Origin of the sequence: Leptospira sp. WS58.C1 (assembly GCF_040833995.1) — a bacterium.
GTDB lineage: Bacteria > Spirochaetota > Leptospiria > Leptospirales > Leptospiraceae > Leptospira_B > Leptospira_B cinconiae.
In genome coordinates, this window is the sequence record NZ_CP162137.1 from 16,724 (window position 1) to 28,242 (window position 11,519).

An 11,519-nucleotide genomic window follows, 5' to 3' on the forward strand; every position below is an offset into this window, starting at 1 on the left:
AAAGCCTTGCCAGACACTCCTTTTCCCAGTATCAATGTTCGCACGGATCGAACCAATGAATTTCTTTCTTAGATCATTCTGCCCTATACGCACGCAAGTTTTGATAATTCTTTTTTTGTTTATGGCTTTCACTTCTTCTTATTCCCAAGAAGCTAAGAAAACCGCACCTAGTGATAGTCCGGAGGCCAAACCGACTAACACAAATGTGGATCCGAAATCCAGAGCGTATTCATTACGTAAAAAATCCTGGATTGCCCTGCGATATCTTAGAACCAGTCTTTTGAATTTTGGAAAGAAGGCGGACTGGGATGCTTGTCTTGCAGAATATGCAAAGGCAGAATCTTCTTTTCAAAGAGGAGAATGGGAGCCTGCCGGAAACCAATTCCAAACTTTAAAGACAAAACTTGATCAACTTGCGGAAGCTCAGGCAAAGGAAGTATTCAATCGTTCCGACGCTTTGGAGAAGGATATCCAACCCAAGGTTGTGGATCTGAAATTGAATACGGAATCGCCCGGCAGACAGTACATTCCTGTGATGGAAAAACATCTCCAGATCTATAGAGATACATGGCAGGCAGCAAAATTAGAAAGAGAGATCGGGAACCAAGGACAGAATTTATATTTTGCGAAACAAGGTCTGTTACAGCTTTATAAAGCAAAAATCCTTCTGGAAAAGGCAAAGGAAGGAAAACTAGAATCGGAAGAAAAACTGAGCAAAAATAAAGTTTTGGAAACGGATTATTTAACTCCTGAGGAAGTAAAATACTGGGACGATTGTTTGGAAGTATTAAACGAATCAGAGGAGAAGAATCGCCAAAAAGAAAAGCAAGCCATTATAAACGTTTACCAATCTAGAACCGGTAAAAAACCGGAAGAGTCTAAGAATAGTGCAGGCGCTGCAAATTCGCCGACAAGTGGCGAAGGTAAAAAGTAAGAGCCTTTTAGGTTTTCTTTCCGAAAGTAAGAATAGAATATGAAATTCTCCAAAGCCCTTTTACTTCTATTCTTTCTTTTTTCCGTTTCTTGCCGAGGATTCAATCTTCAAAATTTTAAGAATCATACTTTTGAAAATACCTGTGATTGGTTCGATCTATTCTGCGATAAGATCGTAGTGACCCCGGATCTTTCCGACTGCGATCCGTTTCATGAAGAATACGAAGGATATTCTCATTATATAGATCGTGGTGTTCTGAAAAACGATTATAAGATAGAAGAAGAAGCCAAACAAGAGAGAGAACCTAACGATCCTACGGAACCTCTACCTAAAAAGAAAGAAAAGATCAAGGCAACCAATACGGATTATGGAAACAACATGAGAATCGATTCGAAAAAACTATTCGAAAGATATGATATTTCCGCAGGGCGAAGATCGGACAAAGATAGATCCAAACATCCTTGTGGAGTTCTTCAGAACGGCAACAAACCAAAAGTGTATTACTCGGAACCTAAAACTAACGACAAGGGAGGAGAATTTTGAAAAACGTATTCGATTTAACGGGTAAATCAGTATTAGTAACGGGAGCAACTAGAGGGATCGGAAGACAGATCGCTCAAGGATTTTTAGATGCAGGTGCGACCGTTTATGGCACCGGATCATCTGCGGAATCCATCAAACGTTTAGAAGGATCCGGTATCGAAGCATTCGCTGCTGATATTCGCCAACCGGGTGCGATGGATTCTATCATTGAATCATTAAGTAAAAGACATGGAAAACTGGACGTGCTTGTAAATAATGCAGGAGTTGCGACCAATCTACCTGCTGGATTTTTTAAAGAAGAAGACATACAAAACGTTACACAGACTAACTTTGTGGGAGTGTTTCGTGCGAGTCAGGCATACTATAAAATACAAAAGAAAAAAGGCGGAAACATAATCAATATAGCTTCAGTCCTAGGTATGGTCGGCACGAAATTTGCGTCCGTTTATTGCGGAACAAAAGGTGCTGTAATTAATATGACCAAGGCTCTCGCAGTGGAATGGGCAGGTTCCGGATACAGAGTAAACGCGATCTGTCCCGGTTTTATCGATACGGACATGACGGACATGATCAAAGAAAGACCCGAAGTATTGGAGCAAATGAAAGCAAGGATCCCTTTGTCTAGATTAGGCAAACCGGAAGATCTTGCGGGAGCGGCAGTCTTTTTGGCTTCCGATGCAGCGGCTTACGTTACCGGTCAGGCTATCGTCGTGGACGGAGGTGTTACTTCCGGAATATGATATTAGAATTACATCCCCAGAATCCTGAGAAGAGGATCCTCGGACAAATTTCCAAAAAATTATCCGAGGGAGGGGTGTATATATTTCCTACTGATACCGTTTACGGTTTGGTAGCGGATTCTCAATCCCATGCGGGAGTGGAAAAATTATATAAACTAAAAAATATCTCCAAGAATCAACCTCTGTCTCTTCTATGTGCGGATATATCCACCGCATCCAATTATATGGAACAACTTTCCAACGAAGCGTTCCGTTTGATGAAAAGGATCACTCCAGGGCCTTATACATTTGTGGTGAAAGCGAACAAACATCTTCCTAGAGTTTCTTTTTCGAACCAAAAAGATAAGAATATCGGGATAAGGATCCCTGATTCTAAATATCTACAGACTTTACTGGAAATTCATCCGAATCCTCTTACTTCTACTTCCGTTTTTTTCAAAGATGAATTTGTGACCGATGTGGACATGATCGAAAACGAATACGGTAACAAAGTGGACGGGATTATCGATGGCGGAATTCTAGAACTGGAATTATCCACCATTCTTGACTGTACCGGCGATGGGATCTCCATCTTAAGAGAAGGCAAAGGGATGGATCTGATCAACTCGTTATAATCTTTGGAGGCAATCATGCAGAAAAGACAATTGGGAAAGATAGGTCCGCTCGTATCCGAACAAGGATTGGGTTGTATGGGAATGTCCGATTTTTACGGAAAAACGGATGATACTGAATCGATAGCGACCATACATCGTGCGATAGATCTCGGAGTTACATTATTCGATACAGCTGATATGTACGGCCCTCATATAAACGAGGAACTTTTAGGAAAAGCGATCAAAGGTAAAAGAGATAAGTTGGTGATCACCACTAAATTCGGAATCGTAAGAGATCCTAACGATCCTTATAAAAGAGGATATAACGGAAAACCGGAATATGTAAAAGCTGCTTGCGAAGGAAGTCTAAAACGACTAGGCGTGGATATGATCGATCTGTATTACCAGCACAGAGTGGACCCTGACACTCCTATCGAAGAGACAGTGGGTGCAATGGCAGATCTAGTAAAACAGGGAAAGGTAAAATATATAGGACTTTCCGAAGCAGGAATTGATACAATCAAGAGAGCAGCTAAGGTTCATCCGATTTCTGCGTTACAAACCGAATATTCTCTTTGGACCAGAGATCCGGAAGATGGTATCTTACAAACATGCAGAGAGCTTGGGATCGGATTCGAAGCTTACAGTCCTCTTGGTCGCGGGTTTTTAACGGGTCAAATCCAAAAATTTGAAGATCTGGATCCATCGGACTTTAGAAGGAACTCCCCTCGTTTCCAGGGAGAGAATTTCCAAAAAAATTTAGAGTTAGTCTCTAAGATCAAAGAGATTGCTAACGAAAAATCCGTCACTGCGGGACAACTCGCTTTAGCTTGGGTTCTTGCTCAAGGACAAGATATCGTACCGATCGCAGGTACCAAAAGACGTAAGTATCTCGAAGAGAATATAGGTGCGAGTTCTGTAAAACTATCGAAAGAAGATCTTGAGAGAATCAATTCGGTCGCTCCTAAAGATGCTGCTGCCGGGCAACGTTATCCGGCTTCTAGTATGGGTTCCGTAGGAAGATAATCGATCAGGAAGGCCTATTTAGTTTTTAAAGCAGCCTTCCATTCTTCTTCTTTAAAACCTACTAATCCGAAGTTTTCTCCCAAGACAAAGGGTCTTTTTACCAAGTTTCCGTTCCCGGAAAGCAGTTCGAACTGCTCCTCCAGACTCATCTTTGCAAGTTTGTCCTTGAGTCCGAGTTCCTTGTAATCTCCACCCGAAGTATTGAATAATTTTTTGGAATCTCCGCCTAAATACCCGAGCATTTTTTTAAGTTCCACCTTGGTGGGTGGGGTTTCTCGGATTGCCTTCTTGTCGAAGTCGATCTTCTTACCTTCCAGGAATTTTAGGGCATTTCTGCATGTACTGCAATTTTTGTATTCGTAAACTTTTAACTTCACCGTCGGATCTCCTACAAAGCGTTCCCTTCCCAAATTCGGAATTTATGTCGTCTTTGCAAGTCGGAACTGACAAAAAAACTTTACCTTGAAAATGGAAGGTTTTGCCGATAGTATTCCTTAGGACGCGCTCAAAGTGCTGAATAAAAAGACCTCTTTAACCGGAAGACAAAAAGCGGCCATTTTCTTAATCGCCGTAGGGTCCGACGTATCTTCGGAAATTTTTAAACATTTACGTGAAGATGAGATCGAGCAGATCACGTTCGAGATCGCACGTTTAGATAAGATCACTCCGGAAGATAAAGAGAAGGTTCTCGTAGAATTCAACGAGCTCATGATGGCTCAGGAATTCATCTCGAATGGAGGTATCGACTTTGCTAGGGGTCTTTTAGAAAAGGCTCTTGGTAACCAGAAAGCGATCGATATCATCAATCGACTTACCTCGAGTTTGCAGGTTCGTCCTTTCGACTTTATTCGTAGAACAGACCCTCAGCACTTATTGAACTTTATCCAGAACGAGCACCCTCAGACAATCGCATTAATTTTATCTTATTTAGATCCTCAGAAAGCATCCAGTATCCTTTCAGGATTACCGCATACGATCCAGGCGGAAGTAGCAAAAAGGATCGCTACCATGGACCGGGTTTCTCCGGACGTTCTTCGAGAAGTGGAGAGAGTTTTGGAAAGAAAACTATCCACATTGGCGAGCGAAGATTATACCTCTGCCGGTGGTATCGACTCAGTGGTTGAAATTTTGAACCTTGTGGACAGGGGAACTGAGAAAACGATCATCGAAGCTTTGGAAGAAGAAGATCCGGAACTTGCAGAAGAGATCAAAAAAAGAATGTTCGTATTCGAGGATATCGTACTACTCGACGACCGTGCGATCCAAAAAGTATTGCGAGAAGTAGACAACTCGGATCTCGCAAAAGCCCTCAAGTCCGTGGATACGGAAGTGCAAGAGAAAATCTTCAAGAACATGTCCAAACGTGCAGCGAACCTCCTCAGGGAGGATATGGACTTTATGGGACCCATTCGTATTAAAGACGTGGAAGACGCTCAGCAAAAGATCGTTAATATCATACGTAAGCTGGAAGAATCCGGAGACATCGTCGTCGCACGTGCTGGCGAAGACGAACTCGTTATGTGAGGTCCGAACCTGGGCCATATATCTCACAAACGTTTTTTATTCTGGATCTGCATAACCTTACTGGCCTCTCAGTTTGGTTGTATCGCAGATACAAAGACCGTTAGAAAGATAGATTTTTTAGAATTGGAGTGGACCGGAAGGCTCATAACGGAAACTCCAAACGAAAAGAAAGCGGACCCAAAAAATAAAAAGCAAGAATCCAAATTCGAAGATTGGACTCCTCTTCCGAATTTACCATGGACATTCAATAGTCTTTTCCAAATCCCCATTGATTCGGGTCTCCATCAAGTTGAGATAAAAACGGAATTCAATTTAGATAAAGCGGACGATTTACTTAAGATCCCTTCCGGAATGTATATTTCGGACATAGGGGAGAACTGGAAAATTTTTCTGAACGGAGTTTTAGTAAGGGAAGAATGGTATGAACCTACTGAAGGACATCTTACTAGAAACCGTTCCTTAAAAGGGCTGATCATTCCACTTCATAACGGTCTTTTGAAGCCGGGCAAAAACGAGCTGAAGATCCGTTTTATGGGGATGGCGGACAGCAACCCTATTAAAGCAAACGACCATTTCGGATTCTATCATCCTAAAAATTTTAGGATCTCTTCTCTCGAGGAAATCTATAATTCAACTTCGGAATATTTCGATATATTCCTTTTCGGGATCTATTTTATATTCGGTTTCTACCATGTTCTATTTTTTGTGACTAGAAAGCAGGACATTTATTATCTATATTTCGGTCTATTCTCATTATTCTCTTCCGTATACTTCTACTTCACCACTTTTCATATATATAATAAATTCATAAATTATCCGGGAGGACCGGACACGGAATTTTTCTTTAGAGCGGAAATTTCCGCCCTCATTCCGATGGTGCCTGTCTTTATGCTTTTTGCAAAAGACTTCTTTTATCAGAAGGAAGGAAAGTTTTGGATCATTCGGACCTTCTGCGTTTTAAGTGGGATTCTATTCTTAACGAATTGGTTTCTTCCATTTAAATACGTTCTTCCAAATTTGACCGTTTTCCAAGGTCTCTTATTTTTGATGCTCCTGTACGTGATCTTTTTCTCCGCCAACGCCATTCGTTTGAAAAAACCGGACTCCATCAAACTAGCTGTCGGTATTGGGATCTGCGGACTCTTTGGACTCTGGGATACGATCGATGCGATGACTAAGATCGCAGGATTCCACTATCCATTCTTTAAAATTTCTTTTTCCGTTTTCATTCTTGTGATCATCAGTCTTTTGGTTTCCAGATATGTGAGTTTGTATAAACAATCTCAAGCCTTGAACTTGGAGATCTCAAAACAAAGAGATGCATTTTACAGATTCGTTCCTTCCGAATTCATTTCGATCTTAGATAGAGAAAGTCCTGTTGAGATCAAGATAGGAGATTCTAAAGAAAAGACAATGTCCGTATTCTTTGCGGATCTACGCGGTTATACTACCGTCTCCGAAAAATTGAGTCCGGATGAAAATATAAAATATCTGAACAAATATTTCTCGGCTTTTGAGGATATCATATTTAAGAACGCAGGTTTCGTAGATAAGTACATCGGTGATGCGATCATGGCCCTTTTCTCCGACCATAGCGATCGAGCAGAGAAAGAAAATTTCAACTCTGCGGACAACGCTCTGCAATCTGCGATCGATATGGTCCGCTATGTTGAATCCTTAAATGACGGGATTGGGCTAGGCGCCGATTTGGGAATAGGAGTGAATACCGGGCCTTTGATCTTAGGAACAGTAGGAAGTGAAAGAAGAATTGATACTACCGTTGTAGGAGATACCGTAAACCTATCCTCGCGAGTCCAAAGCCTTTCCGGATTTTATAAAGCGAAAATTTTAGTAACTCATCATACTTTCTTACGTTTGAATCTGCTTTCTGACGTAATGGCGCGAGAGATCGATACGGTGATCGTAAAAGGAAAAACACAACCCGTAATTTTATATGAGGTTTTCCAAGCCGATGAACCGGAATCAGTGGATTGGAAAGAAGGATCCAAAACAAAATTGAACGAAGGTATCGCTCTCTACAAAGCAGGCCAATTTAAGACCGCATTTTCGATCTTCAAGGAATTATATAAAGAAAAACCGACCGATAATATCGTAAAATTGTACGCCAAAAGGACCAAAATGATCCTTGGACAGGCTCCTCCCGGAGATTGGGACGGGATTTTCAGGCTTCACAGAAAATAATTTCCAATTTTGATCCATACTTCGAAAATTTAGGGAACGTATAAATCCTTCTCCTGTCTGATTGTTTACTCGGCTTTGTAATCCGAATTTAACCGCATCCGAATAGGAATTTCTAAAATATGAAGTATAAGTTCCGGATTATCTCAGCTGTTTTACTTCTTTCCATATTCGGATTAAAAGCGGATGAGAAAGAGAGACTTCCGGCTTTTACATTGGCAGACCAAAAGGGGAAAGTTTTCAGCTCAAAGAGCGCAAAGGGTAATACCTACTTTTTACTAGGTTGTAGTTTTAAAGACGTGGTCCTATGCAGAAAGCATGGACGTAAAATCTATTGGAAGATGCAGACTTTATTGAAGGATGAGGATCGTGCGAGTTTCTCCGCGTATTTGAATTTGAAAAACGCACCTGCGACCGTTTTTGATTATATCGTACAAGAAAAAGAGAAAGATTACGAAAGTATATTGTTAGATAAAAAAGGCATCTTGTCCAATGGTTTGGTCGAAGGAAAATCATTTTTGAGAGTGTATTCGCCCAAAGGTATGTTGATCCATAAAGAATATTTTGAATCTGTGGATGACGCAAAAGTTTCGGAACTTTATAAACTGATCCAAACTGGAAAATAAAATGAATAAGAAAAATTTTCCTTTTTATATTCCCCTTTTATTAATTCTTCCTTTAATCGTAAACTGTGTAGAAAAAAACCAAGCTGCTGCGGAATATTTCGAACGGTATTTTAAATACCAAGACTTTATCCAAACGGAATTTAAGGACGATCCTGTACGAGGGATTTTATACGGAAATCCTGAAACCGACGCGGAGGAAAAGTTTTATAAGAAAGACGGATATTTTGCGCTTTCTTTTCGCTTGAATGATATCGGCAGAAGTGGATTTAAAAAAGAATTATCCGATGCACCTTTTCAGATATTTCCTCAGAGTCCGTATTCAATCTTCGTAAAGGCAGAACCTGCCGAGTTCTATAAAAAACCGACTTATAAGGTCACCCGCACTGTAGAAATGTTTTCTCCGGAAGTGAGTGTTTTCGACATTTTTCCTATGATAGAAGAGACCGTCGAACATCTGCGAAATTCGGAAACGAATCAAATTTTGGAACATTCTCCGCTCCAAAAATTCTTATGCCGTCAATTCGATTGTGAGATCAAAAAGGAAAACGGGGAAATCTTTCTAATGTATACCCTTTCAGAAAGGATGAAGGAACAATTTCCGATCTCTTATAAAAAATGGAATAAACGTTTGGGTCAGGTTTCCTTTCGATTTCAATTGTTTCAGCCCGGTGGATTTACGAAAGGTTGGGAATTTTATAATGAAGGTAAAAAACTCATATTAGGAATTCCTGATTCTCCGAAGGGATATTGGTCTTCTCCTAGGACTTTGTATCTTAGGACTTATTTGTTCTTAAACATTTACGGATTAAAGATAGATATTCGAGGATTAGGATATACTCTTAAGTTCAGTCGTTCCGGAAACACGGACACTGTCACAGGATACTATAATAAAATTCCGGAAACTACGATAGGTGGTAGATTTCTTTCCATTTTTCCTCCTGGAGCCGTGAACTTTTTTATCCCGGGTAATATGGATGAATACTTCGATGGAAGTTTTAAACTTCTGGTAGAAGGTTCGGACGGAAAAGGTGGGACTCGTTTCGAAACGAAAACTAAACGTAACGGGAACAAAACGAGAGTACTTCTTACCGCCGAGTCTGAAATTTTTAGAGATCGTTTTCTTCCTTTCAAGTCTAGTGACGAAGATGATGAACCCGGTTTTTTTTCGGAGTTGGGAAAAAATATCGTATTAGATTTAAGAGGTAAATAACCTCAAAACTTCAAGTATACTTGAAGTTCGTAAAACCAATTTAGAAACTTTCCAAAACTGCTTGACTGGACCTCTTTCGCAAATAATTCTAATCGGATTCGGTTAACGACCGAATAATATTTTTAGAACTGTGTTCGGAGGAATCATGGAATTAACCCTGTTTACCACCACGAACGGGCTTTATTACTTAGTTAAGTACATTCACTTTTTATCCGGGGTAACCTGGATTGGAATGTTGTACTACTTCAACTTCGTACAAGGTCCTTTCTTTAACGAGACCGATGCGGATACAAAAAAGAACGCAACTCAGAAATTAGTTCCACGCGCATTATGGTGGTTCCGTTGGGGTGCAATGTTTACCTTCCTGTCCGGTATCGTGATGATCGCGATTGCACTTGGAGCTCAAGGTATTCCGCATAATTCCCAATGGGTAGTCGTAATTCTAGTAGGTGCACTTTTCGGAACGGTTATGTGGGCGAACGTTTGGTTCGTAATCTGGCCGAATCAAAAAGTTGTGATCGCAAAAGCTAAGGGAGAGACTACTGTGGACCCTGCTCCTAATGCAAACCGTGCATTCGTAGCATCTAGGACTAACACTTTGTTCTCTATTCCGATGCTATTCGCGATGGGAGCGGCTCGTAATCTTCCGTTGAATTATAGTCCTGAGAAGTTGAGAGTTTTCCTCGGAATTATCGTACTTTTGATCGTTATTTTCGAAGTGAATGCTTTAAGAGCGGACCAAAACGGACCTACTGTTAAGCCGATCAAAACCGTAAAAGCGGTAATTACTAGCGGAGTGATCTTTGCTTTAGTTACTTATGTTCTGATGGAAGTTCTTTTAACTGCTTAAGGAATATTGAATGAATCCATTCCAAATCAATCGGGGTGGAAGCGAGAAGGGCGGGATTCACCGCCTTTCTTTTTTGAGCTTTCTACTCTTACTATTTTTTGCACTTATTTTCTCTTTCTGTAAAGAATCCAAACCACTATCTCCGGAAGCCGAAGCAGGTAGAGGATTGTATATGGCAAACTGTATCGCTTGCCACAATGCTAATCCTAAAATCGATGGAGCCGTAGGACCATCTGTGGCAAATTCTTCTTATGAATTATTGGAAGCTAGAATGCGGGGAGAATATCCTCCAGGATACGTACCTAAACGCCAAAGCACTGCGATGACCCGTTTTAATTTTACGGAAGCTCAACTTAAGTCTTTGGAAGAGTTTTTGAAACAATAAGTTCGCAGCTAGCTACGGTGCGATATCGCAGCAATTAAATGTCAGTTTCTTCCAATGGAGATCCGAACATTTCGTAGAATGTCGATGATCTGTTTATGGATCCTTCCATTGGAAGCTACTACTTCCGCCTGACCGGATAAGAAATGTTTTCCTTGAAAGTCGGTGAGTTTTCCGCCGGCTTCCGTTAAGATTACGGAGCTAGCAACCGTATCCCAGAGTTTTACACCCTTCTCCCAGATTCCATCGAGTACACCTTCTGCCACCCAACAAGTATCTAAAACAAATGATCCGGTCCTTCTCATGGATCTACCGCAACTGATAAACGCAGTGATGTCTGAGATGACCTCGTTTAAAATTTCCTTTCTGTTCGTGGGAAAGCTGGATACCAAAAGGGATCTCGCAAGTGCGTCCGTGTTAGATACGTCGATTCTGAGTCCGTTCTTAAAAGCGCCTTGGCTTAAAATTGCGGAGTAACGTGTGTCCAGTTCTGGGGCGAATACAACTCCTGCGACTGGAGTTTCTCTATGTTCGAGTCCTACGGATACACAATAGAGAGGGATACCTCTTACAAAATTCATGGATCCGTCGATAGGGTCCAAAACCCAACGGAAAGAATTGCTTCCTTCGTGTTTAAAATAATCTTCTGAAATGATGGAGTCGTTTGGAAAGTTTTGTCTGATAAAATCGATCAGGAATTTTCCCATCAATTCGTCGGCTTTATGAATACGTTCTTTTTCTTCGGAGTCGCTAACGATCCCAAAAACTCGGATCTCTTTCTGGAGTTTGCGAGCGGATTCCAGTATAAGCCCGGATACGGATTGGACTGATTTCACTCTCTTCTTCACTTCTTCGAGAGGGAAATCTATGGGAGGTGCTAAGGATTCCATGT

At 41.0% G+C, this 11,519-nt stretch carries 13 protein-coding genes; 11 read left to right on the forward strand and 2 right to left on the reverse strand.

Going from position 1 to position 11,519, the window contains the following annotated elements; all coding sequences use genetic code 11:
- Nucleotides 1-55: 55 nt before the first annotated feature.
- The 5 genes from AB3N61_RS00080 to AB3N61_RS00100 are packed head-to-tail and all read left to right on the forward strand — an operon-like array spanning nucleotide 56 to nucleotide 3,836.
- Nucleotides 56-934 carry a hypothetical protein gene (locus tag AB3N61_RS00080; RefSeq protein ID WP_367898181.1) on the forward strand — a complete coding sequence of 293 codons (879 nt, stop codon included), beginning with the start codon at nucleotides 56-58 and terminating at the stop codon, nucleotides 932-934.
- Between the two features lie 39 nt (nucleotides 935-973).
- Nucleotides 974-1,477 (forward strand): hypothetical protein, encoded by a 504-nt coding sequence (locus AB3N61_RS00085; protein ID WP_020769475.1) that lies wholly within the window; start codon nucleotides 974-976, stop codon nucleotides 1,475-1,477.
- Nucleotides 1,474-2,217, forward strand: coding sequence for an SDR family NAD(P)-dependent oxidoreductase (locus AB3N61_RS00090; protein ID WP_020769634.1), 744 nt, complete (start codon nucleotides 1,474-1,476; stop codon nucleotides 2,215-2,217). Before AB3N61_RS00085 ends, AB3N61_RS00090 begins: the two co-directional genes overlap by 4 nt.
- Nucleotides 2,214-2,831, forward strand: a complete 618-nt coding sequence (locus tag AB3N61_RS00095; protein WP_367898182.1) for an L-threonylcarbamoyladenylate synthase — start codon at nucleotides 2,214-2,216, stop codon at nucleotides 2,829-2,831. Before AB3N61_RS00090 ends, AB3N61_RS00095 begins: the two co-directional genes overlap by 4 nt.
- Nucleotides 2,832-2,846: 15 nt before the next feature.
- A complete protein-coding gene (locus AB3N61_RS00100) occupies nucleotides 2,847-3,836 on the forward strand; it encodes an aldo/keto reductase (protein WP_367898183.1) in 990 nt (329 codons plus the stop codon).
- Between the two features lie 14 nt (nucleotides 3,837-3,850).
- On the opposite strand, the gene AB3N61_RS00105 is transcribed toward AB3N61_RS00100, so the two are convergent.
- Nucleotides 3,851-4,213 carry an arsenate reductase family protein gene (locus tag AB3N61_RS00105; protein ID WP_367898184.1) on the reverse strand — a complete coding sequence of 121 codons (363 nt, stop codon included), beginning with the start codon at nucleotides 4,211-4,213 and terminating at the stop codon, nucleotides 3,851-3,853.
- Nucleotides 4,214-4,346: 133 nt separating this feature from the next.
- Between AB3N61_RS00105 and fliG the strand changes: the two genes are divergently transcribed.
- The 6 genes from fliG (at nucleotide 4,347) to AB3N61_RS00135 (ending at nucleotide 10,630) form a co-directional block, all read left to right on the forward strand.
- Nucleotides 4,347-5,360 (forward strand): flagellar motor switch protein FliG, encoded by a 1,014-nt coding sequence (gene fliG, locus AB3N61_RS00110; protein ID WP_008589915.1) that lies wholly within the window; start codon nucleotides 4,347-4,349, stop codon nucleotides 5,358-5,360.
- 267 nt (nucleotides 5,361-5,627) lie between these two features.
- Nucleotides 5,628-7,562 carry an adenylate/guanylate cyclase domain-containing protein gene (locus AB3N61_RS00115; protein ID WP_367899112.1) on the forward strand — a complete coding sequence of 645 codons (1,935 nt, stop codon included), beginning with the start codon at nucleotides 5,628-5,630 and terminating at the stop codon, nucleotides 7,560-7,562.
- A gap of 119 nt (nucleotides 7,563-7,681) precedes the next feature.
- On the forward strand, nucleotides 7,682-8,185 hold the full coding sequence (locus tag AB3N61_RS00120) for a hypothetical protein (RefSeq protein WP_020769675.1): 504 nt from the start codon (nucleotides 7,682-7,684) through the stop codon (nucleotides 8,183-8,185).
- Nucleotide 8,186: 1 nt separating this feature from the next.
- On the forward strand, nucleotides 8,187-9,395 hold the full coding sequence (locus tag AB3N61_RS00125) for an LIC10025 family lipoprotein (protein WP_367898185.1): 1,209 nt from the start codon (nucleotides 8,187-8,189) through the stop codon (nucleotides 9,393-9,395).
- Nucleotides 9,396-9,540: 145 nt separating this feature from the next.
- A complete protein-coding gene (locus tag AB3N61_RS00130) occupies nucleotides 9,541-10,245 on the forward strand; it encodes a urate hydroxylase PuuD (RefSeq protein WP_036089582.1) in 705 nt (234 codons plus the stop codon).
- A 10-nt stretch (nucleotides 10,246-10,255) separates the two neighbouring features.
- Complete coding sequence (locus AB3N61_RS00135; protein WP_367898186.1) at nucleotides 10,256-10,630, forward strand: c-type cytochrome; 375 nt, start codon at nucleotides 10,256-10,258, stop codon at nucleotides 10,628-10,630.
- Nucleotides 10,631-10,671: 41 nt separating this feature from the next.
- On the opposite strand, the gene AB3N61_RS00140 is transcribed toward AB3N61_RS00135, so the two are convergent.
- Nucleotides 10,672-11,517, reverse strand: a complete 846-nt coding sequence (locus AB3N61_RS00140; protein WP_020769772.1) for an inositol monophosphatase family protein — start codon at nucleotides 11,515-11,517, stop codon at nucleotides 10,672-10,674.
- Nucleotides 11,518-11,519 lie beyond the last annotated feature (2 nt).